A 21,725-nucleotide genomic window follows, 5' to 3' on the forward strand; every position below is an offset into this window, starting at 1 on the left:
TGAGCGATCGACTAGGAGGCGTGGCCGAGTGGCCGAAGGCACTTCCCTGCTAAGGAAGCATACGGGCAAAACCTGTATCGTGGGTTCGAATCCCACCGCCTCCGCCAGAACAAATAAAAAAGGCATCCCCTGCGGGATGCCTTTTTTATTTGTTCGGACGGAGTCGGTCGGATTCGAAGACCGCGCCCCTACCAGGGCGCGGGCTCTCCGAATCGCCACTTTGCCGCAGCTCCGCTGCGGCGTCGCGCGCCGAGGGCGCGGCGCGTTCGCGTCTTCTTTCGCTTCGCTCAGTTGAGTATTCGAAGACCGCGCCCCTACCAGCGCGCGGGCTCTCCGAATCGCCACTTTGCCGCAGCTGCGCGCGGCGTCGCGCGCCATCAGCGCAGCGCGTCCGCTCCTTCTTTCGCTTCGCTCAGTCGTAGCATCCCCTGCGGGATGCCACAAACGCATGCGTTTGCGCCATTCTAAAGAATGGCTTGTTCGGACGGACGGCCGTGGGATTCGAAGACCGCGCCCTACCAGACGCGGTCTCTCCAAATCGGCTGGAGAAGAGCGTACGTTACGAAAGCTCGCCGGTGTGGCGCGCGCGGCGCCGCGCCAGCGCGCCGATGCCCGCAAGGCCGCCCAGCAGCATCAACCCACTTGACGGTTCCGGTACGGGGCTGATGCTGATGCCGCCGGTGCTGCCGGCCGTGATGCTGAACGCCCCGGCGTCCCCGTCGAAGTAGCCGGTCACCACAAAGGTATAGTGTTTTCCCGGCTCCAGGAAAGTCTGCATCGAGGAGAAATGATAGAGATTGTTCGAGATCGTCATCAGGTTCTTGCTCGAGTCATCAGGGTCGAGCGCACCGTTGTAGAGGAAGGTGACGCAGCTGTATTCACAGCTCGTCAAGAACGAGTTCTCCCAGTTGAACGGGTTTGGACCGTCGGTCGTGACGACGTCGAAAGCCTGGTAAGCCACGGCCGTGTTCGATGGGTCAGGAGCGCCGCCCCAGTAGCTGGGCGGGATGAAGGTGGACGCGTTAGTCGTGTCGCCGGTGACCGTCACGATCTCGGCGGACGCCTGCTGGATGACGCCGGCCAGCAGCAGCGCGGCGGCGATCGTATTGCGGAGCATGGTGTTCATCGGTTCTCCTGGTCAGGTTGCAGTGTGGATGGATACGGCAGGGCGGCGCCACGCCGCGACGCCGAGGCCGACCAGTCCGGCGCCGAGCATTAGCCAGGCGGAAGGCTCCGGCACGGGATTAAGCGGCGTGATGTCATACGCACCGATGGCGGATACCGTGGTGCTGAAGTAGCCGTAGGATGCGGCGTCCGCGCCCGTGACGAGAATCGTGTAGTGCCCCACTTCCAGCGGGCCGTGGAAGAATGCGGTGTTGTTGGTGACCCCATAGCCGTCCGCGAAGAGGAAATTGGCAGTAGGACTTGCTGGGTCGAACGCGCCCGTGTAGATGTACATCGAGCAGTCGAAAGCGCACGTCGTGGCGAAGTTGATGTCGTCCAGATACTCGAGGGCTTGAACGTCGAACGCGCGGTACGTCGCGTTGGGAACCGCCGGGTAGAAGGGCCAGTTGCCTGGGTCCTCGTTGATCCGGTCCCAGGTCGGACCGCCTGTCGTGTCGCCAGTGAACGTCGTGATGGTGGCGCCGGCCTGTTGCGCGAAGCCGGCCAGCAGTGCGGCGCCGAGCAGCATGCGGCGCAGGATGGGTGATTTCATTAAAGAAGTGCTCCTATCGTAAAGTTCGTGCGGACCTCACCTGCACGGCGGCCCCGTGGCGCGTTGCCGCGGGGCCTGGCCAGACGGGTCTGCACCGTGTGTCAATCGATGATAGTGCTAACAGAAACTTCTCTTACTGAGCGAATTGCAGCGGCGGCACGACTTACGAGCTGATGCTCTCACGCCGTCGTCCGGCCCTCCTGGGTTGGAAGGCGCGCCCCGGCGAGGCTTGCATCGCATGAGCGTAAAGTCATCTTATGTCACGGCTGCGTGAAAGCAGATGGGCGTGGTAGCGTTATCAAATAATCCCTGATCTCAACCGTGCGTTTCGTGTCTTTTTTGTCACAATCGTGCTGTGGAAAGACCATCGCCGCGGCGTGTTACATCAAGAAGTCGACGAACACGCGCTTCCGCGGGGGCAGGTGCGGCCGCCGCATGTACACCAGGTACAGGTCGACGTCGTCGCATGCTAAGGACCTCAGGCATTCGACCAGGCGCCCCTCGTCCAGCTCGTTCCTGATGTCCCACAGCCCCTTGAGGCCGATGCCGTGACCGTCCAGCGCCCATTGGCACATGACTTCGCTGCTGGTCGCGACGAGGCGTCCGCTGACGGGTACCTCGAACACGTCGCCGTCGCGCTGGAAGCTCCAGCGGTCGACACGCCGCCGCCCGCGCACCAGGCGCAGGCAATCGTGGTCCGCCAGATCCTCCGGCACTTGCGGCATGCCGTGGCGCGCCAGGTAAGGAGGCGACGCGCACACAACGCGCCGGCCTTCCGCGAAACGGCGCGCCACGACGAGGGGATTGGGCGGTAGTCCCACCGACAGGGCAACGTCGGCCTCACCGGCCGTCACGTCGACCTGCGCATCCGACAGGACCAGTTCGACCTGGACCCCCGGATACATACCGGAAAAACGTGCCACCGCCCCGCGATCCGTACGCGCCAGATGTGCACCGGACAGATCATGCGCAGGCTGCCGCGCGGCGCCGTGCCTCCTGCGCTGGCTTCCGCCTCCGCTTCGTCGACTTCGGCCAGGATCCGGCGCGCACGCTCGTGCAGGAGGGCTCCTTCCTCCGTCAGCTGGAAGCGCCGCGCGTGGCGGTCGATGAGGCGTACGCCCAAACGCGCCTCCATGGCGCCCAGGCGCCGGCTCACTGCCGGCAGCGAACTGTTCAGCCGCTTCGATGCTTCCGTCAGGCAGCCCGCCGCTACCAGAGGATCGCACGATCAACCCCGATCTGCAGCGTTTCATGGCGAAGCGCATGGGAGCCCGAACGATCGAACTGCCGGCCAGCCACGTGTCGTTGTTGTCGCACCCGCGAGAGGTCGCGGACCTGATGCTGAAAGCCGCGCTCACTGAACGTTTTGCCGGTTTCGTTGAACGGATTTCGGACATTCACGCGATGACGAGTTGCGTCAGCGGGTCGACAACTGCCGTACACTGATGGTTCCGCCCGGCCAGCCAAAGCCGCCGTCTCGTCGCAATGCACGTACGTGAACCCACCATTGAGGCCCCCGCCATGACGAAATTCCTGATCTCCTTCCCCGCCAGCGCAATGGACGTTCCAGCCGAAGAGATGCCCGCGGTCAGCGACGCATCGCATGCCGTGATCCGCGAGGCAAAGGCGGCCAGGGTCTATGTGTTCGGTGGCGGGATCAACGACAAGATCGCGCCGGTAAGGGTTGCGGCGGATGGCGGCTGCACCGATGGCACCTACCGCGAGACGAGGGAGCTCGATGGGGGCTTTTGCGTGCTCGAGCTGCCGTCGCGGGACGCGGCCGTGCATTGGGCGGCCAGGCTCGCCGCGGCATGCCGCTGTGCCCAGGAGCTGCGCGAGTTTTATTATGACGCCGAGAGCTGAGCTCGGACCTGGCTGCCGGCCTATGTGGATGAACTGGCGCCGGGCGCTGTGTCGCGCCGCGTCCCGTCCTTGGGCGCGAGGTGCTTCACGAGCAGCTGGTCGATGCGGTAGTGATCCACGTCCAGCACCTCGAACTTGACCCCCTGGTACTCCACGCTGTCGGTGGGCTTCGGCACCTTGCGCAGCATGTACATCATGAAGCCGGCCGCCGTTTCGTAGTGTTCTTCCTCCGGCAGGCTGTCCAGCCCCAGCGTGCGCTTGACGTCTTCCACCGGCGTGCTGCCGTCGATCAGCCAGGAGCCGTCGTCGCGCTGGATGATCTGCTTGTCTTCTTCCTGCGTATTGCCCCAGCTGCCCATCACCGTCAGCATGATGTCGCTGAGCGTGATCACGCCCATCACCAGCGCATACTCGTTGATGACGACGGCGAAGGTTTCCTTGCTGACCCGGAAGCGGTCGAGCAGTTCGGACAAGGTCAGCGTGTCGGGGATGATCGGCACCGTGCGGATCGTCGATTCGTTCAGCTGCACGGGCGCCTGCTTGTGCAGCAGCCGTACCAGGATGTCGCGCGTGTCCACATAGCCGATCACGCGGTCGATCGTGCCGTCGCACACGGGGAACTTCGAATACGCCGAGACCTTCTGCCGGATGCTCTCTTCGCTTTCGTTCAAGGTGAAGAACACCACGTTGTCCCGCGTGGTCATCGCGGAAGCGACCGAGCGCGACTCGAGCTGAAACACGTTTTCGATGAAATGCTGCTCCTGCTTCTGCAGCACGCCGGCCTGCGCACCCGCTTCCACGGCGGCCGAGATCTCGTCGAACGTGATGCTGTCCTCGCGCGCCGTATCGATCTTGAAGATGCGGAAGATGACGTTCGCCACGGAGTTGATCAGCCAGGACAGCGGCTTGCAGATGCGGATGAACAGCGAGATCGGTTCGACCAGCACTACGCCGATGCGTTCCGGCGCCATCATCGCCAGCCGTTTCGGCATCAGGTCGGCGAACAGGATGAACATCAGCGTGACGGTGACGAACGATATGGCAAAGCCGATGTTGTCGAGCGCGGGGCCCGTATAGAACGTGGCGATCCAGCCGATGAAGTGCGGGCGCAGCGCGCTTTCGCCGACGATGCCGCCCATGATGGAGATGGCGTTCAGGCCGATCTGGCTGGCCGCGAAGAACTCGGCCGACTGCTCCTGCAGCGCCATCACCTTCACGGCCCGCGCGTCGCCCGCTTCCGCAAGGAGCTTCAGCTTGATCTTGCGCGCGCCGGCGAACGCGATCTCCGTGAGGGACAGGATGCCCGCGGCAAGCACCAGCAGGACCAGCAACAGGACGTTTTGCAGCAAACTCAAAGGGCACCCGGGCACGATGACCGGCACGCGGTCGTTGCTGCCAGTATATTTGTTGAGCATGCCGCTCGCAACCTGGCCCCTGACGGCGGCCGCGAGGACCCCAACGCCTACGCCGCGTTGTGAAGGCAGACTACGTTGATCGGAATCACCGGCCAGCGGGGCATTCCGCATGTGCCGGCCAACGCGTACCGCCATCCCATATCCGTTCCCGTAGCTCGACTTTGCCTCGCCGGACGGTCGGACTCCCGGCGATAGAGACTTGCATATTGGAGCGTTCCAAAGCCATGGCGTTTAGCACAACTTCGCACTGAAATAAACCCGCTGTACCAAAACTACATCAGTAACCATTAAAATTTTGCAAACTTGTAGAACTGACATACCATCGCTCTTCACCGGCACATGGCCTCGCCATGCCCTTCCTGTCACTTGCCGGCCTGCTCTGCTCGCGTGGTCCACCGCGCGAGAGTCTTCCCCCAAAACAGCACAACAATACAAGGAGTAGAGGAGCGCGATGAAAAATAGAAACGTTTCCAATGCCGTGTTGGCCTTGACGGCAATGCTGGCGGCGGCGCACAACAGTGCGGCCCAGGAGGCTGCGCCGGACAGTGCCGGCGACGCCGCCAAGAGCAATACCGTCGTCGTCAAGGGGATCCGGCGCAGCCTGATGACGTCCCTCGACACGAAGCGTGAGGGCAGCGGCATCGTCGATGCCATATCGGCGGAAGACATCGGCAAGTTCCCGGACCAGAATCTTGCCGAGTCCTTGCAGCGCATCACCGGCGTGTCGATCGACCGCGCGGGCGGCGAGGGCAAGCAGATTACCGTGCGCGGCTTCGGGCCGGACTTCAATACCGTGCTGGTCAACGGCCGGCAGATCGCGTCGGAGAACGAGAACCGCGCGTTCAACTTCGATACCGTGTCGTCCGACCTCGTCAACAGCATCAACGTCTTCAAGACGGGGACGGCGACGATGCAGTCAGGCGGCATCGGTTCGACGATCAACATCACCACCGCTCGCCCGCTGGCGCTGGGCGGGTTCAAGGTGGCCGGCACGGTCAAGGCGCTGCACGACGACAACCGCGGCGAGACCACGCCCGAATATTCGCTGCTGGTCAGCGATACCTTCGCCGACGGCAAGTTCGGCGCGCTGCTGGCCGTCTCGCGCAAGAAGGCCAAGACGCGCCTGAACCAGGCGCAAACGGATGGCTGGCTGACGAACGCCGGCATCCCCACCGCCGAACTGAACGGCGGTGCCGGCTTTGCGGGCGCCGTGTTCTCGCCCCGGAACTACGACACGAAGGTGACGTTCGAAGAGCGCACCCGCACCAATGCCAACCTGGTGCTGCAATACCGGCCGTCGAGCGCGCTGACCCTGACGGCCGACGCGCTGTATTCCGACTTCGACATCAAGACCGATGCGACGTCCTACGGCCACTGGTTCACGGCGCCGAACGTGCAGCGCGCCCGCACGGATGGCAACGGCACGATCACCGACCTGTACCAGGAGCTGGGGTTGGCGACGGACTTCCATGCGAAGAAATTCGACCGCCTGACCAGCACGAAGTCGTATGGCCTGAACGCCGACTGGAAGATCACGAACAAGTTCAACCTCGCGTTCGACGCGTGGAAGTCGGATGCGAAGCGCGATCCGAACAACGGCGGCGGCGACCAGCTCTCGCTGATCGGCTACAAGAATCGCGCGCGGTTCCAGTCCGACTCGGCCACGCTGCCGTGGGTGAGCGAGTTCGAGGCGCCCGCCACGGGCCTCGTGTACGAACGCGATGCGCAGGGCCGGCCGATCACGCACTCCGTCTCGAACTATCTCGACCCGGCCAATTCGCGCGCCCACGTGATGCTGCGGCGTGGCTGGGCCGTCGACGACGCGGTGCGCCAGTACAAGGTCGACGGCGTCTGGAAAGGGGGCGGTGGCGACGGCCTCGTCTCGGCCAAGTTCGGCTTGCAGCGGGCGACGGAAAGCAAGGCGCTGACGCGTTGGGACAACGAAGGCGTCGGCATCCACTGCACGTATTGCGGCTATCCGGACTCGCCAGCCATCCCGGCCGGCACGATGACCGTCTTCGACGCGGGCAGCGACTTCCTGAGCCGTGTCAGCGGCAGCGGACGTACGCCGACCGTCTGGCTGCGCCACGACGGCGAGAAGCAGTTCGACTGGGTCGAGCAGCAGAGCGGCAAGAACTTCGATGCCGTCATTCGCGACAACTCGTACGCGGTCAGCGAGAAGACCACCTCCGCCTACGTGGAGATGGCGTTCGCCGGCACGCTGGCCGACATGCCGTTGCGGATGAACGCCGGCGCCCGGATGGAACACACCGACATCACCGTCTCCGGCACGCAAGGGAACATCGAGCGGCTCAACGTGCTCGATGCCACGGAGCTGTCCGCCGTGTATGGCGCGAAGTCGGCCATCAATGTCCAGAACTCGTATTACTCGGTGCTGCCGAACTTCGGTGCGACCCTGGAAATCACGGACACGCTGGTGGCCCGCGCGGCCATCTACCGCTCGCTGACGCGGCCGCGCCTCGACGACCTGTCGCCCGCGACGAACATCGTCACGACGCGTCCGGGCACGCTGACCGCATCGTCCGGCGATCCCACGCTGAAGCCGTTCGAGTCGAACAACCTCGACCTGTCGCTGGAGTGGTACTACAAGCCCGCGAGCTATATTTCGGGCGGCTTCTTCTGGAAGGACGTCAGCAACTTCATCGTCTCCAGCAACACGACGCGCACGTTCAACACGAGCACCGGCGTGCTGACGGACCCCAGCACGGGCACCGACCCGCTCAAGCCCGATGCGGCCGACGGCCAGGCCGTGTTCACGCTAACGCGGCCCAGCAATGGACCGTCCGCGGTGGTGCATGGCTTCGAACTGGCCGTGCAGCACACGTTCGACAACGGCCTGGGCTTCATCGTCAACGGCACGGTGGTACGCAGCAACAAGAACCTGAACCCCGGCGACATCAACCAGAAGTTCGCCGTCACGGGCATCAGCGATTCGGCCAACGTCGTGGGCTTCTACGAGAAAGGGCCGTACCAGCTGCGCGTGGCCTACAACTGGCGCGACAAGTTCCTGCAATCGCTCACGCAGTTGAATGGCGACGGCGTGACCCAGGTGGCGCCGTACGGCCAGTGGGACATGAGCGGCAGCTACGAGGTGACGAAGAACCTGTCGGTGGTGTTCGAGGCAACCAACCTGAATCGGGCGGTGGTCAAGAAGTACGGCCGCTACACGAATCAGTTCCTGCTGGCGGAAGATGCCGGCCGGCGGTTCGCACTGGGCGTGATCGCCAAGTTCTGAGCTTTTTAACGTGATGGAAGGGGCGCCGCGATGCACGGCGCCCCTGCGCTTTTACCGTTTCATTCACAGGCGGACATGAACCAGCAAATCAAACACATCGTCATCGTCGGCGGCGGCGCGGCCGGCTGGATTACCGCGGGCCGCATCGCGGCCCGGCATGCCCGGGCGGAGAGCGGCATCACCGTGACTCTGGTCGAATCGCCCACCATCGGCCCGATCGGCGTGGGCGAGGGCACCTGGCCCACGATGCGCAGCACGCTGATGAAAATGGGGATCTCGGAAACGGACTTCATGCGCGAATGCGACGCCACGTTCAAGCAGGGTGCCAAGTTCGCACGCTGGGTCGACGGCACCGCCGACGACTTTTACTACCACCCGCTGATGCTGCCGCAAGGCTTCGGCCAGATGGACCTGGTGCCGTACTGGCAGACGGCCTGCGCGGGCCGTTCGTTTTCCGACACCGTGTGCCTGCAGGAGCAAGTCTGCGAACACGGGCTGGCGCCGAAGATGATCACCACGCCGGAATACGCGTCGGTGGCCAACTACGCGTATCACCTTGACGCCGGCAAGTTCGTCGGCTTCCTGACGCGCCATTGCGTCGACAAGCTGGGCGTGAAGCATGTGCTGGGCGACGTCACCGAAGTGAAGAGTGCACCGAACGGCGATATCACGGCCATCGTCACCGCCCAGCAGGGCGAGATCGCGGGCGACCTGTTCGTCGACTGCACCGGCTTTTCGTCGCTCCTGCTGGGCAAGCACCTGGAGGTGCCGTTCGTCGACAAGGGCGACGTGCTGTTCATCGACAAGGCCATCGCCGCCCAGGTGCCCTACGAGCACCCCGATGCGCCGATCGCGACGCACACCATCTCGACGGGCCAGGCGGCGGGCTGGATCTGGGACATCGGCCTCGTGAACCGGCGCGGTATCGGCTACGTGTATTCGACGAGGTACACGAGCGATGACGAAGCGGAAGCCGCACTGCGCGCGTACATCGGCCCGGCGGGCAAGACAGTCAATACGCGCCGCATCCCGATCCGCTCCGGCCACCGCCAGCTGTTCTGGAAAAACAATTGCGTGGCGGTGGGCCTGGCCGCGGGATTCCTGGAGCCGCTGGAAGCGTCCGCGCTGGTGCTGGTCGAACTGTCGGCCGACATGCTCGCCGAGCAGTTGCCCGCCAGCCGCGACATCGTGGACATCGTCGCGCGCCGGTTCAACGATACGTTCCTGTACCGGTGGGACCGGATCATCGATTTCCTGAAGCTGCATTACATCCTCAGCAAGCGCACCGACAATGCGTTCTGGACGGATAACCGCGCCGCGGAGACCATACCCGACAGCCTGCAGGACCTGATGCGGCTGTGGCGCTACCGCCCGCCCGGCAACTGCGACTTCACCAGCAATAACGAGGTGTTCCCGGCGGCCAGCTACCAGTACGTCCTGTATGGCATGGGTTTTAAAACGGACCCCGAATTCCTGCGGCCGTCGGCCAGCGAGCAACGCGCGGCGCAGGAGCACCTGGCGCAGAACAGCGCGGCCATCAAGAAGGCGTTGAGGATGCTGCCGGCCCACCGCGAGCTGATCGCCAAGATCCACGCTTACGGCCTGCCGGCGGTGTAGGCAACCACCAAGAACAAGGAGACAGGCATGGCACATCTCGTTTCACTGGACAATATCGCGCATCGGCAGATCCGCATCGACAGCGCTCGTGTGGAAGCCGCCGGCGCGGCGCTGAACATGGTGCCCGTGGTATTGAGCGAGTTCCTGAAACTCGTCGTCCAATACCCGATCGCCTTCACGAAGGACAAGGACACGGGGCGCTTCGCCTGCGTGGCGCTGTTCGGATTTCACGACGGCGAAAACCTGTTCGTCGACGAGGGCCGCTGGGAAGGCATCTACGTACCGCTGCAAGTCTCGCGGCAACCGTTCTTCCTCGGGCAAGCCGGCCAGCCGGGGGAGGGCGAGCACTACGTCGTGTGCATCGACACGGAGCACGCCGGCATCGGCGCCGACGGCGAGCGCATCTTCGACGCCGATGGACAGGAAACGGCCTGTCTCGAGGAAGCCAAGGGGCGGCTGGCCGAACTGCTGAACGGCGAAGAGCCGACACGGCAATTCATCGACACGCTTGTCCAACTGAAACTGCTGGTGCCGATGCAGCTGGAGATCACGTTCGGGAACGACGACACGACACAGGTCCAGGGCCTGTACACGATCGACGACGCCCGCCTCGCGCAACTCGATGGCGACGCGATCGCCAGGCTGCACACGCAAGGCTTGCTCGGCCCGGCCTACACGATGCTGGCGTCGCTCGGCCACATCTACGCGATGATCGACCGGCGCAACAAGCGGCTGGCGCGCGCGGCGTAATCGCATGTTCGCGTTCCATCCGTCCCCCACCCACCAGGTACTCCACGTCGGGGCCGATCGGGAACCCGTGCTGATCGTCGACGACCTGCTGCTCGACCCGGACGCCATGCTGCGCCGGGCGGAAGCGGGGCAGGCGTTCCAGCGTCAGGAAGGCGATTTTTATCCTGGCATCCGTAAGCCCCTGGACATGGCGTATGCGAGCGCGGTGTATGCGCACCTGCGCGACTTGATGCTCGCTACGTTTGGGGCAAGCGCCGATGCGTCAATTACGCCGCTGTCGTGCGTGCTGTCGCTGGCCACGACGCCACCGCAGGCACTGCGTCCCATCCAGAGTGTGCCCCATTTCGACAGCGTCGAGCGCAACCTGATCGCCAGCGTGCATTACCTGTGCGGCGAAACCTTCGGCGGCACGTCGTTCTACCGCCATCGCAGCACGGGGTTCGAGAGCATGGATGCGCAGCGTATCACCGATTATGCGCCGTGCCTGAAGGAGGAGGTGATGCGGGAAGCCCAGCGGCAGGGCACTCGCGTCTTTACCTACATCCGCGGCGACACGGCGATGTTCGAACGCACGGCAAGCGTCGCCGCGAAGTTCAACCGGGCCATCTTCTACCGCAGTAACGTGCTGCATTCCGGCGACATCGCGCCCGAAGCGGGACTGTCGCCCGAGCCGCGCAGTGGGCGGCTGACTGCCAACACGTTGGCGACGATCGGCGCCCCGAACGTCTGACGAAAAACGCATGTGCCCAATGACCGACGTCGTAACGCGAGCTGACCTCACCTCGTACCTCTTCAACAAACAAGCGAACATCTCGGCATGGCCACCCGAGCTTGAACCCGTAGCGGAAATGGTTCGAGGGACTGCCTTCTTCCCTGGGGGATCGGGCTTCTGGGAACCGGAGCAAGAACAAGGTCTTCCCGATGTGATGGTGGTGGGGCAGGATTTCTCGACAAAGAGCGAACATCAGGCCATGCTCGCCGGCCTCGCTTCCGATGTCGATTCCGCCACGTGGCGCAATTTTCTCAAGCTTGCGAAGGCGGCGAGCCTGGACCTGCAAAGCTGCTTCTTCACCAACGCGATCATGGGGCTGCGTAAGGGCGGCAGCTGCACGGGGCCCAATCCTGGTTACGTGAGGCGCAACAAGGACTTTGTCGCGGCTACGCACGACTTCCTGCTCGAGCAGGTGCAGGTCGTCCGACCGCGGCTCATCGTTATCCTCGGTCTTCCCGCGGCACGGGTTTTCGCGGCTATCGCAGCCGACCTGGCCAGCTGGCGAACGCTCAAGTTCCGCGAACTGGACGCACGCGAACTTTCCATCAGAAAGGCAATCCGAATAGGCGACGTCACAACCACCTGCGTGGTGCTATTGCATCCTTCGTACCGGCAAGCGAACTTGCGCTACCGTCGGCTTGATACGCCTACCTGTAGCGATCCCGAGATTTCGTTGCTAAAGAATGCCATTGCCGAAGCGTTGCCCACTGAAGAGACGACGGGAGTGCAGCGATAGTCCGGATCGTCGATAATAAGGCACCCTTATTGGAACGCCACCCGGCTACCCCTACGCGATGACTGAACCTTCGAACCAGACAGACGAACAGACGCACGAGCCGGACACGGATGCCGGCGCGGCGCCGGGATCATCCAATGAGCCGGTGGACGCCAAGGTCCCTAAGCCCGCCGAGAACGAAACCGCGCGCAGGACCGACGACTCCGCCAAGTACCACGTGCAGGTGACGGGCCAGGAGGGCGGCATGCCCGAAGGCCTGGCTCGCGTGCTGGACATCCTGCAGGCATCGATCCAGCCCGGCAAACCCCGCAAACCATCAGCGTAGCGACGCGCGGTATCTTCCAAAACCGATCGGCGCCCCGGCGTTGCCCGCCGGGAGCTCGGCTTGTATTCCCCTTCCTGTACAGACGTTGCACCGTGCTCTTCAGCAGTGCCGTGCGCGCACCGCGATCGCTGCCTCGATCCTCTTGAACACAAAAATTCGAAAGACATCGAAAGTTTGTTGAGTTTTCGAAATCGTTCCAATATGATCTCTTCGCCGGTACGGATGGCGGCCGCCGGGCGTGTCGAACGCGCGCTGCCGATCGACGTGGGGTGGGCTTGAATCCCGCACCTTGTGCCGGCGTTCCATCCATCGAAACATCCCGGTGCGCCTGCCGGCGCTCCGCAACCCTGCTCGTCCTGCGAGCATCCTAGGAGTGATGATGAAAAAAGTACCGCAAACGATCGTCTCCCTCGTAGCGCCTCCGCTCCTGCTGTGGAGTGCAGTCGCGGCGGCCCATGCCGCGACCATCACTGTCAATCCCGGGCAGTCGATCCAGACCGCCGTCAACCAGGCCAAGGCCGGCGACGTCGTGCTGGTCAAGGCGGGCACGTACAACCAGAAAGTGCTCTTCAACGGCAGGAGCGGCGCGGCCGGCGCCTTCATCACGTTGCGCGGCGAAGCCGGCGCCATTGTCGACGGCACGGGCGTGGCGACGTCCGGCCGCGAAGGCCTGGTCACCATCCGCAATTCGAACTATGTGCAGGTCGAGAACCTCACCGTCACGGGCCTGATCACGGATGACCACGAGCGTACGCCGGTCGGCATTCTGGTCGAGGGCAGCGGTTCGAACATCCAGATCGTGGGCAACGACATCCACCACATCCAGCACACCAGCACGTGCGCCGAATCCGACTCTTGCCTCGTCGGTGCGCACGGGCTGGCGGTGTTCGGCACCAGTTCCGCCGGGATCACCGACGTGCGCATCGAGAACAACCGGGTCCACGACAACGTGCTGCAGGCCAGCGAGGCGCTGGTCGTCAACGGCAACGTCAACCGTTTCGAGGTCCTGTTCAACGACGTCTACGACAACAACAATATCGGCTACGACTTCATCGGCTATGAAGGCGAGTGCGGCGGTTGCGGCGAGAACGACCGCGTCCGCAATGGCATCGTGCGCGGCAACCGGGCGGCCAATAACAGCACCACCACCAACCCCTGGTACAACTTCGACGGTTCCGCGGCCGGCTTCTACGTGGACGGCGGGCGCTACATCGTCTTCGAACGCAACGTCTCGACGCGCAACGACATCGGTTTCGAATTCGCCAGCGAACACCCGGGCAAGGCCACCGAAGACATCCTGATGACCAACAACTTCGTGGTCCTGAACCGCGATGCGGGCCTGTCGCTGGGCGGCTACGAATCCGACCTGGGCGCCGCGCGCCGCATCAAGGTCAACAACAATTCGTTCTACAAGAACAAGGGCTTTGGCAGCGAGATCACGTTGCAGTACAAGGTGATCGACTCGAGCTTCAACAACAATGTCATCTTCGGCGCCAGCACGATCGCGGAGAGCTATATCGCGAGCCCGGGCGGCAGCAGCGGCAATACCTGGGGCCGCAACCTGTGGTGGGCGCCGAGCACCAGCAGCAGCCGCGGCATCCCGGGGACGACCGTCTTCCAGGACCCCCGTTACGTCGCGCCGGACCAGGGCAACCTGCGCCTGCAGGGCACCTCGCCGGCGATCAACCAGGGCAGCCTGGGCGCGGCGCTGACCGGCTGGTCGTCCCCGCTGTGGACCTCCTACTACTCCTCCGGCTCGATTCCCGCCAACGGCAACCGCGACTACGACGGCCAACAGCGCTTGGAAGGCGGCACGATCGACCTGGGCGCCGACGAATACGGCACCACCGCGGGCACCGCGCGCTGACCATCCCGCCAGCGCGGCGCAAACCTGAACGCAGCGCCCCTCAGCGGGGGCGCTGTTTTTTTTGACGGCCGGTGAATCACGTCCATCTGCAGCCCGCATTCGACGCCGAAACAACATTAAACGAAAGGTTTCGAAAGTTACTTGCCTTTTCTTTTGTTGACTAATACTATTGTAGTCACGCGACAACAATACGAAGGAGCGGCGATGCGAGACGGGATCAAAAGCGGGAAGAAAAGCGGGACGAGGTTGGGAATGCGGCGCACCATGATGGCGGTCGCGGTGGAGATGGCGGTATGCGGCGCGGCGTTCGCGCAGACCGATGTGCAGGTGGCTGGCGCCGCGGCGCCGGCGAACGCGGAGCCGGCAATCGTCGTGGTCAGCGGCGCGCGTGCGGCGCTGGCCAAGTCGCTGGAACTGAAGCGCAATGCGGACGTGATCCAGGACTCGATCTCGGCGACGGAGCTGGGCCGCTTCCCGGACGATAACGTGGCCGACTCGCTGACGCACATTTCCGGCGTGTCCGTGTCGCGTACGCGCGGCGGGGAAGGGCAGTACATCAACGTGCGCGGCCTGGGCTCGGGCTACAACATCGTCACGCTGAACAAGCGCATCCTGGCGACCGACGGCGACGGCCGCGACTTCGCGTTCGACGTGCTGCCGTCCGAAGTGATCAGCGGTGCCGATGTGATGAAGTCCGCCGATGCGATGCAGATCGAGGGCAGCATCGGCGGCTCCGTCAACCTGCGCTCCGCGCGGCCGATGGACAACCCCGGCCAGCACGGTTCGCTGCGTTTCGAAGGCGAGCGCAACGACCTGTCGGAAAAGGGCGGCGGCAAGCTGTCTGGCGTGTACAGCAACACGTTCAACAACAACACGATGGGCGTGCTGGTCGGCGCGGTCTTTTCGAAGCGGAAGGTGCGCACCGATTCGCTGGGCTACATGACCTATAACGCGGATTCGCCGGGCAGCTTCGACGTCAATGGCGACGGTGCCATCGGCGCGGGCGAGAGCGGCCTGCTGGCGCCGTGCTGCGTGTCGTTCGGCTCCATCTTCGAGGAGAAGAAGCGCGTCGCGCTGTCCGGCGCGTTCGAGTGGAAGATCACGCCGCAGTTCAAGCTGATCGCCGATGCGCTGGCCACGCGCCTCGACTCGCCGCAGGTCGGCTACCAGCAGTCGTACTACATCGAGCATGCGCCGGGGCGCTGGTCCGATGTCGTCGTCAACAATGGCCTGATCACCAGCCTGACGGTGCACGACCTGGTGCCGGAGATGTCGAACGTGACGACCGACCGTGTCGTCGACACCCGGCAGTTCGGCCTGCGTGGCGAGTGGAAGCCCACGCCATCGCTGAAGCTGACCGGTGACGCATACCGCTCCACGTCCGAGCGCGATTCGGGCGGCAAGGACAACTTCGTCGTCGCCGGCATCGCCGGCCACAACACCGGCTACTACCGCGCCAATGACGGCGGCCTGCCGGATATCCGCGTGACGCTGGAGGACGGCCGTGACCTGGCCACCGAACTGGCCGCGGGGCGCCTGGGCAACAAGGACTACGGCATCCACTTCGCCGGCCTCACCGGCACGAACATCAAGGACACCGTCGACGGCGCCTCGCTGGAAGGCCGGCTGGCGCTGGACGGCACGTGGCACGTCAGCAGCTTCCAGTTCGGCGCCAGTGCCACCAACCGCAAGAAGGACCGGAATTCCATCGGCAACGAGAAGAGCGGCGGCGCATGCCAGTACTGCGACATGTACACGACCACGTTCGCGTCGCTCGGCGCCAACGTCGTGTCGCCGATGACGCTGCCGAACTACATGCGCAACGCCGGCGGCAGCTTCCCCGGCAGCTTCGTGCGCTTCGACGTACCGGCCTATTTCGCGGCGCTGAAGAGCCTCGACGGCAAGCCGATCCTCGATGCCAACGGCAACCCGACGGGTGAGACCTTCGACGTGGCGAAATCACAGCCCGTGTTCGTGCCCACCGATTCGTATGCGGTGCGCGAGAAGACCACCACCTTGTACGGCCAATTCGACCTGGCGGGCGACAACTGGAACGGCAGCATCGGCGCGCGCCTCGTGCGCACCCGGACCACTTCGAACAGCGCGATCGACCGCATCGTGGCGATCGACGACCCGACGCCGGACATCCCCACCAGCAGCCCGACGATCACCTACAGCCCGGCCGAGCCGGTATCGGAAAAGGGCAGCTACACGAAGCTGCTGCCGTCGGCGAACCTGAGCTGGTGGGCACGCGAGGACTTCGTCGTGCGCGGCGCGGTGGCGAAGGTGATGGCGCGGCCGTCGCTGGACAAGCTGGCGCCGACCCGCACCGACAACACCCTCGATCGCACCTACCTGCTCAGCATCGTCGGCGATCCGAAGCTGAAACCCACCGAGGCGGTGCAGCAGGACGTGTCGATCGAATGGTACTACCGGCCGAAATCGGCCATCACGGCGGCCATCTTCGCCAAGCAGATCAAGAATTTCGTGACGTACCAGACCGACGAGCACGTGGACATCGGCGTGCCGGGCTACCTGTACACGGTCACGCATCCGGTCAATGGCGACAAGGCGCGCGTGCGCGGCTTCGAGATCGGCGTGCAGCACCTGTTCGACAACGGCTTCGGCATCAACGCGAAGTTCGCCAAGACGCTGACGAAGGCTTACCAGGGCGGCGAGTACGTCGGCCAGCTGGAAGGCGTGGCGCCGACCGCCTCGTCGCTCGGCTTCCTGTACGAGAAGAACGGCATCAACGCATCGATCTCGTTCGACTACACGGGCGACTACACGCAGAGCACCAACGTGATCGCCGGCTATCCGGCCAAGGTCGATTCGCTGACGTGGGTGACGGCGTCCGCCTCGTGGGACGTGACGAAGAACGTCACGCTGTTCATCGAAGGGAAGAACCTGGGCGATGCCGTGACGCGCTCGAACCTGGGCCGTGGCGACGGGCTGTACGGCTTCGAGACGTGGGGCCGCACCTATGTCGCCGGCATGACGGTGAAGTTCTGAGGCGGGCCGATGGAAACGACGACGATTGCCACCCAGGCCGCGGTCCCCGTGCGGCGCCCCCGCTGGCTCGGCTATGCGCTGGCCACCACGCTGCTGTGGGGCGTGTGGGGCGCGTGCGCCGGGCTGCCCACGCAATACGGCTTCCCCGAAACGCTGGTCTACGTGGTGTGGGCACTGACGATGATCCCGCCGGCGCTGGTGGCGCTGCGGCGCAACGGCTGGCGCGTGCGCCGCGATCCGCGCTCGGTTGCCTACGGCCTGGCGATCGGCCTGCTCGGTGCCGGTGGCCAGATGGTGCTGTTCTATGCCGTGAAGGCGGGGCCCGCGTACCTGATCTTTCCGCTGATCTCGCTGTCGCCCGTGATCACGATCGCGCTGTCGTACCTGCTGCTGCGCGAGCGCACCGGTGCCCTCGGCGTGGCCGGCATCGTGCTGGCCATCTGCGCGCTGCCGCTGTTCGACTATGCGCCCGGCGCGGGCCCCCGCGAGTATGGCGTGTGGTTCGTGCTGGCGCTGGCGGTGCTCGCGGCGTGGGGCCTGCAGGCATATTTCATCAAGCTGGCCAATGCGAGCATGGACGCGGAGAGCATCTTCTTCTACATGACGTTGTCCGCGCTGCTCGTCATCCCCGCCGCGCTGGCGATGACGGATTTCACGCAGCCGATCAATTACGGCCCTTCCGGCCCGCTGCTGGCCGCCGTCACGCAGGTGCTCAATGCGATCGGCGCACTGACGCTGGTGTATGCGTTCCGGCATGGCAAGGCGCTCGTCGTCTCGCCGCTGGTGAATGCGGGCGCACCGCTGCTGACCACATTGATCGCGATGGCCGCCGCCGGCACGCTGCCGAACGGCTACAAGGTGGCCGGCATCGCGCTGGCGCTGGCGGCCGCGCTGTGCCTCGCGCTGCAGCCGGAGAACGATCAACCGAATCAAGGAGCTTGACGATGGATTATCTACTCAACCTGGTGGCCCGGCACAAGGCGGGCGAGCCGGCCGGCATCCACTCCGTGTGCTCGGCCCACCCGCTGGTGCTCGAAGCGGCCGTGGAGACGGCCGTCGTGCGGGGCCTGCCAGTGCTCGTCGAAGCGACGTCGAACCAGGTCAACCAGGATGGCGGCTACACGGGCATGACCCCGGCCGCGTTCCGCGAGTTCGTGTACGGCATCGCCGACCGCGCCGGCCTGGCGCGCGAGCACGTGCTGCTGGGCGGCGACCACCTGGGGCCGAACGCGTGGCAGCATGAGCCCGCGGAGACGGCGATGGCCAAGGCCCAAGTGCTGATCGAGCAGTATGTGACGGCGGGCTTTCGCAAGATTCACCTGGATTGCTCGATGTCGTGCGCCGGCGATCCGGTGCCGCTGCCGGACGCCGTCGTAGCCGAGCGGGCGGCGCTGCTGTGCGGGGTTGCCGAGCGGGCCTGGCGCGCCGCCGGCGGCGAGCCGCCCGTGTATGTCGTCGGCACCGAAGTACCGGTGCCCGGCGGCGCGCACGAGGACCTCGAGACGCTCAGCGTGACGACGCCGGCATCGGCCGCCGCGACGATCGCCGCGCACCGCGCCGCGTTCGGCGCCGTGGGGCTCGATGCCGCATGGCCGCGCGTGATCGCCCTCGTCGTGCAGCCCGGCGTGGAATTCGATCACCACAAGGTCATCGACTACGTACCGGAAAACGCGGTGGCGCTGAGCCGCTTCATCGATCGCGAGCCGACGCTGGTCTACGAAGCCCACTCGACGGACTACCAGACGCCCGCCAACCTGGCTGCGCTGGTGCGCGACCACTTCGCGATCCTGAAGGTCGGCCCCGGCCTGACGTTCGCGCTGCGCGAGACCTTGTGGGCGCTGGCCGACATCGAGGACGAGATGTTCGGCGACGGCTCGGACTTCAAGAACGCGGTGCTGGAAGTGATGCGCGCCGAGCCTGATTACTGGCGCAAGTACTACGTGCATGCGGACGGCGACCCGCGGCGGATCCGCTTCGACCAGCAGTTCAGCCTGAGCGACCGGATCCGCTACTACTGGCCGCATCCGGCCGTGCAGCAGGCCCAGGCCCGGCTGCTGGCCCAGCTGGAACGCACGCCGCCGCCGCTGACGTTGCTCAGCCAATACCTGCCGGTCCAGTATGCGGCCGTGCGCGATGGGAGGCTGCCGAACCGGCCGGCCGATTTACTGAAAGAGGGCGTGGCCAGGGTGCTGCGTCAATACATGGATGCCTGCGCCGGGCGCGGCGTAACGAAGGAGCTGGAAACATGCTGGTAGCAGACAGGGATATTTTGGGAATCGACGGCGCGCGCCTGGACGCGGCCGGGGCGGCCCTGACGGCGCGCGAGATCGCGCAGCAGCCGGCCGTCTGGCCCGCGATCGACGCGCTGGTGGCGCAGCAGCGCGCCGCCCTCGATGACTTCCTGGCGCCGCTGCTGGCGCGCCCCGACCTGCGCATCGTGCTGGCTGGCGCGGGCACCTCGGCCTTCATCGGCGAATGCCTGGCACCGGCGCTGCTGGGCGCCGGCTGGCGCGCCGAAGCGGTGCCCACCACCGATCTCGTCTCCGGCCCGCTGCGCTTCCTGCAGCCGGCGGTGCCGACCTTGCTGGTGTCGTTCGGGCGCTCCGGCAGCAGCCCGGAAAGCGTGGCCGCGGTGGCGCTGGCGAACCAGCTGGTGCCGGACGTACACCACCTCGTCGTCACGTGCAATGCCGACGGCGAGTTGTACCGGATGGCCGCCGGCGCGCCCAACGCGTTCGCGCTGCTGCTGCCCGATGCCACGCACGACCGGGCATTCGCGATGACCACCAGTTTCACGTCGATGCTGCTGGCAACGGCGCTGGCGTTCGGCGTCCTGCCATCCGGGACGGGGGCTGCGATGGCCGCGCCGGCCAGCGCGGTGCAGCAGCAGGCATTGCCGCAGTTGCAGTCGCTCGTCGCCGCGCGTTTCAAGCGGGTGGTCTACCTCGGCAGCAATGCGCTGCGCGCGCTGGCCCGCGAAGCGGCGTTGAAGCTGCTGGAACTGACCGATGGCCAGGTGGTCGCGCTGTTCGATTCGCCGCTGGGGTTCCGCCACGGCCCGAAGACGGTCGTCGATGGCGAGACGCTGGTGGTCGTGCTGCTGTCCAATGACCCGCATGCGCGCCGCTACGACCTCGACCTGCTGCGCGAGCTGCGCGGCGATGCCCGGGCCGGCCGCGTGCTCGCGCTGAGCGGACTGCCCGCGCCGGAACTGGGCGACGACTGCGTCGTGCCGGCCGGCGCGCAGGATGCCGACGACCTCGCGCTGGCGCTGCCGTACATCGTGTTCTGCCAATCGTTCGCGCTGCTGCAGTCGCTGGCGCTGGGCCTGCGTCCGGACACGCCCAGCGTCTCCGGCACCGTCAACCGCGTGGTGCGCGGCGTGACGATCCATCCGTTCACGGGAGGCGGCCATGTTCCTCGGGGTTGACGGCGGCGGCAGCAAAACCGCCTTCGCATTGATCGATGGCGCCGGCAACGTGCTGGCGCGCCACGAGGAAGGCGGCTCCTATCACGTCGAGATGGGCATCGATGGCGTGGCGGCCGTGCTGGCGCGCGGTTGCGCCGCGGTGTTTGCCGCCGCCGGCATCGGTGCGGGAGATGTGGCATGGGCGTTCTTCGGCCTGCCGGCCTATGGCGAGGACCGCGCCGCCGATCCCGCGCTCGACGCGCTGCCGTATGGAGTGCTGGGGCACCGCCGCTACCTGTGCGGCAACGACATGGTATGCAGCTGGGCCGGCTCGCTGGCGTGCGCGGACGGTATCAGCGTCATCGCCGGCACCGGCTCGATGGCCTACGGCGAACTGGCCGGCAAGTGTGCCCGGGCCGGCGGCTGGGGTGAACTGTTCAGCGACGAAGGCTCGGCCTACTGGATCGCCCGGGCCGGGCTGGCGCTGTTCTCGCGCATGAGCGATGGGCGCACGCCGCGCGGACCGTTGTATGAGCTGATGCGCCGCACGCTCGGGCTGCACGACGACCTGGACCTGTGCGGCCTCGTGTACGGCGAGATGAAGGGGGAGCGCAGCCGCGTGGCGGCGCTGGCGCCCATGATCACCGAGGCCGCGGCGCTCGGCGACACGCACGCCGCCGCGATCCTCACCGCCGCCGGCGTCGAGCTGGCGGACATGGTCGACGCGGTGCGATCAGGGCTCGGTGCCGCTCCGGACTCCGCGCTCGCGGTGTCGTACACCGGTGGCCTGTTCGGCAAGCACGGCCCGCTGCGCACGGCATTCGCGGATGCGCTGACGGCACGTGCGCATCCATACCGCCTCGCGCCGCCGCGCCTCGCGCCCGTGCTTGGGGCCGCGCTGTATGCCGCGCGCACGGCCGGCACACCGCTGGACGCCGCCGCGCTGGAACGCCTCACCGCCGCGATGACCGAAGGAGGAGACTGAC

18 protein-coding genes, 1 tRNA gene and 1 pseudogene are annotated in these 21,725 nt (G+C 65.4%); 15 read left to right on the top strand and 5 right to left on the bottom strand.

Going from position 1 to position 21,725, the window contains the following annotated elements; translation table 11 throughout:
• The first annotated feature begins 14 nt into the window (after positions 1-14).
• Positions 15-107: transfer RNA gene (locus IP92_RS20115), tRNA-Ser, on the top strand.
• A gap of 452 nt (positions 108-559) precedes the next feature.
• On the opposite strand, the gene IP92_RS30260 is transcribed toward IP92_RS20115, so the two are convergent.
• From IP92_RS30260 to IP92_RS30810, 4 genes are all read right to left on the bottom strand, one after another.
• Positions 560-1,126 carry an FxDxF family PEP-CTERM protein gene (locus IP92_RS30260; RefSeq protein WP_229418873.1) on the bottom strand — a complete coding sequence of 189 codons (567 nt, stop codon included), beginning with the start codon at positions 1,124-1,126 and terminating at the stop codon, positions 560-562.
• A 12-nt stretch (positions 1,127-1,138) separates the two neighbouring features.
• Positions 1,139-1,717 (bottom strand): PEP-CTERM sorting domain-containing protein, encoded by a 579-nt coding sequence (locus tag IP92_RS20125; RefSeq protein ID WP_145878389.1) that lies wholly within the window; start codon positions 1,715-1,717, stop codon positions 1,139-1,141.
• A 380-nt stretch (positions 1,718-2,097) separates the two neighbouring features.
• Complete coding sequence (locus IP92_RS30805; protein WP_199271845.1) at positions 2,098-2,640, bottom strand: substrate binding domain-containing protein; 543 nt, start codon at positions 2,638-2,640, stop codon at positions 2,098-2,100.
• Positions 2,568-2,933 carry a LysR family transcriptional regulator gene (locus IP92_RS30810; protein ID WP_199272020.1) on the bottom strand — a complete coding sequence of 122 codons (366 nt, stop codon included), beginning with the start codon at positions 2,931-2,933 and terminating at the stop codon, positions 2,568-2,570. Before IP92_RS30810 ends, IP92_RS30805 begins: the two co-directional genes overlap by 73 nt.
• Here IP92_RS30810 and IP92_RS30555 point away from each other — a divergent pair.
• Together IP92_RS30555 and IP92_RS20140 are read left to right on the top strand one after the other, a co-directional pair.
• Positions 2,933-3,163 (top strand): annotated as a pseudogene (locus tag IP92_RS30555) (hypothetical protein); the annotation flags it as partial. The gene IP92_RS30810 and the pseudogene IP92_RS30555 overlap by 1 nt on opposite strands.
• A gap of 75 nt (positions 3,164-3,238) precedes the next feature.
• On the top strand, positions 3,239-3,580 hold the full coding sequence (locus IP92_RS20140) for a YciI family protein (protein ID WP_145878392.1): 342 nt from the start codon (positions 3,239-3,241) through the stop codon (positions 3,578-3,580).
• A gap of 20 nt (positions 3,581-3,600) precedes the next feature.
• On the opposite strand, the gene paeA is transcribed toward IP92_RS20140, so the two are convergent.
• Positions 3,601-4,935, bottom strand: coding sequence for a polyamine export protein PaeA (paeA, locus tag IP92_RS20145; protein ID WP_145878394.1), 1,335 nt, complete (start codon positions 4,933-4,935; stop codon positions 3,601-3,603).
• A 511-nt stretch (positions 4,936-5,446) separates the two neighbouring features.
• Here paeA and IP92_RS20150 point away from each other — a divergent pair.
• The 12 genes from IP92_RS20150 (at position 5,447) to IP92_RS20205 (ending at position 21,724) form a co-directional block, all read left to right on the top strand.
• Positions 5,447-8,251, top strand: coding sequence for a TonB-dependent receptor (locus tag IP92_RS20150; RefSeq protein WP_145878397.1), 2,805 nt, complete (start codon positions 5,447-5,449; stop codon positions 8,249-8,251).
• 75 nt (positions 8,252-8,326) lie between these two features.
• Positions 8,327-9,868 carry a tryptophan halogenase family protein gene (locus IP92_RS20155; RefSeq protein ID WP_145878399.1) on the top strand — a complete coding sequence of 514 codons (1,542 nt, stop codon included), beginning with the start codon at positions 8,327-8,329 and terminating at the stop codon, positions 9,866-9,868.
• A gap of 27 nt (positions 9,869-9,895) precedes the next feature.
• Positions 9,896-10,618, top strand: coding sequence for a SapC family protein (locus IP92_RS20160; protein ID WP_145878401.1), 723 nt, complete (start codon positions 9,896-9,898; stop codon positions 10,616-10,618).
• A gap of 4 nt (positions 10,619-10,622) precedes the next feature.
• Entirely contained in the window at positions 10,623-11,348 is a 726-nt protein-coding gene (locus IP92_RS20165; protein ID WP_145878403.1) for a DUF6445 family protein, read from the top strand.
• A 19-nt stretch (positions 11,349-11,367) separates the two neighbouring features.
• Positions 11,368-12,126, top strand: a complete 759-nt coding sequence (locus IP92_RS20170; RefSeq protein WP_158206846.1) for a uracil-DNA glycosylase family protein — start codon at positions 11,368-11,370, stop codon at positions 12,124-12,126.
• 58 nt (positions 12,127-12,184) lie between these two features.
• On the top strand, positions 12,185-12,451 hold the full coding sequence (locus IP92_RS20175; RefSeq protein WP_145878407.1) for a DUF2589 domain-containing protein: 267 nt from the start codon (positions 12,185-12,187) through the stop codon (positions 12,449-12,451).
• Between the two features lie 376 nt (positions 12,452-12,827).
• Complete coding sequence (locus IP92_RS20180) at positions 12,828-14,318, top strand: right-handed parallel beta-helix repeat-containing protein (protein WP_145878409.1); 1,491 nt, start codon at positions 12,828-12,830, stop codon at positions 14,316-14,318.
• Between the two features lie 252 nt (positions 14,319-14,570).
• Positions 14,571-17,330: a TonB-dependent receptor gene (locus tag IP92_RS20185; RefSeq protein ID WP_145878411.1), complete on the top strand. Its 2,760-nt coding sequence runs from the start codon at positions 14,571-14,573 to the stop codon at positions 17,328-17,330.
• A 9-nt stretch (positions 17,331-17,339) separates the two neighbouring features.
• Positions 17,340-18,272, top strand: a complete 933-nt coding sequence (locus IP92_RS20190) for a DMT family transporter (protein WP_145878413.1) — start codon at positions 17,340-17,342, stop codon at positions 18,270-18,272.
• A gap of 2 nt (positions 18,273-18,274) precedes the next feature.
• The gene (locus IP92_RS20195; RefSeq protein ID WP_145878415.1) at positions 18,275-19,585 is read left to right on the top strand and encodes a D-tagatose-bisphosphate aldolase, class II, non-catalytic subunit; all 1,311 of its coding nucleotides are present in this window, start codon (positions 18,275-18,277) and stop codon (positions 19,583-19,585) included.
• Entirely contained in the window at positions 19,576-20,760 is a 1,185-nt protein-coding gene (locus IP92_RS20200) for an SIS domain-containing protein (RefSeq protein ID WP_145878417.1), read from the top strand. The genes IP92_RS20195 and IP92_RS20200 overlap by 10 nt, the downstream gene beginning before the upstream one ends.
• Entirely contained in the window at positions 20,744-21,724 is a 981-nt protein-coding gene (locus tag IP92_RS20205) for an N-acetylglucosamine kinase (RefSeq protein ID WP_145878419.1), read from the top strand. The genes IP92_RS20200 and IP92_RS20205 overlap by 17 nt, the downstream gene beginning before the upstream one ends.
• The last annotated feature ends 1 nt before the right edge of the window (position 21,725 follow it).

The organism is Pseudoduganella flava (genome assembly GCF_007830495.1).
GTDB lineage: Bacteria > Pseudomonadota > Gammaproteobacteria > Burkholderiales > Burkholderiaceae_D > Rugamonas > Rugamonas flava.

What these genes read in the sequence shown, in the direction of transcription:
- IP92_RS20165 (WP_145878403.1), top strand. Translation starts at nt 10,623, where the DNA reads ATGTTCGCGTTCCATCCGTCCCCCACCCACCAGGTACTCCACGTCGGG.
- IP92_RS20200 (WP_145878417.1), top strand. Translation starts at nt 19,576, where the DNA reads ATGCTGGTAGCAGACAGGGATATTTTGGGAATCGACGGCGCGCGCCTG.
- IP92_RS20125 (WP_145878389.1), bottom strand. Translation starts at nt 1,717, where the DNA reads ATGAAATCACCCATCCTGCGCCGCATGCTGCTCGGCGCCGCACTGCTG.
- IP92_RS20170 (WP_158206846.1), top strand. Translation starts at nt 11,368, where the DNA reads ATGACCGACGTCGTAACGCGAGCTGACCTCACCTCGTACCTCTTCAAC.
- IP92_RS20140 (WP_145878392.1), top strand. Translation starts at nt 3,239, where the DNA reads ATGACGAAATTCCTGATCTCCTTCCCCGCCAGCGCAATGGACGTTCCA.
- IP92_RS20195 (WP_145878415.1), top strand. Translation starts at nt 18,275, where the DNA reads ATGGATTATCTACTCAACCTGGTGGCCCGGCACAAGGCGGGCGAGCCG.
- IP92_RS20190 (WP_145878413.1), top strand. Translation starts at nt 17,340, where the DNA reads ATGGAAACGACGACGATTGCCACCCAGGCCGCGGTCCCCGTGCGGCGC.
- IP92_RS20175 (WP_145878407.1), top strand. Translation starts at nt 12,185, where the DNA reads ATGACTGAACCTTCGAACCAGACAGACGAACAGACGCACGAGCCGGAC.
- IP92_RS20180 (WP_145878409.1), top strand. Translation starts at nt 12,828, where the DNA reads ATGATGAAAAAAGTACCGCAAACGATCGTCTCCCTCGTAGCGCCTCCG.
- IP92_RS20155 (WP_145878399.1), top strand. Translation starts at nt 8,327, where the DNA reads ATGAACCAGCAAATCAAACACATCGTCATCGTCGGCGGCGGCGCGGCC.
- IP92_RS20150 (WP_145878397.1), top strand. Translation starts at nt 5,447, where the DNA reads ATGAAAAATAGAAACGTTTCCAATGCCGTGTTGGCCTTGACGGCAATG.
- IP92_RS20160 (WP_145878401.1), top strand. Translation starts at nt 9,896, where the DNA reads ATGGCACATCTCGTTTCACTGGACAATATCGCGCATCGGCAGATCCGC.
- IP92_RS20185 (WP_145878411.1), top strand. Translation starts at nt 14,571, where the DNA reads ATGCGGCGCACCATGATGGCGGTCGCGGTGGAGATGGCGGTATGCGGC.
- IP92_RS20205 (WP_145878419.1), top strand. Translation starts at nt 20,744, where the DNA reads ATGTTCCTCGGGGTTGACGGCGGCGGCAGCAAAACCGCCTTCGCATTG.
- IP92_RS30260 (WP_229418873.1), bottom strand. Translation starts at nt 1,126, where the DNA reads ATGAACACCATGCTCCGCAATACGATCGCCGCCGCGCTGCTGCTGGCC.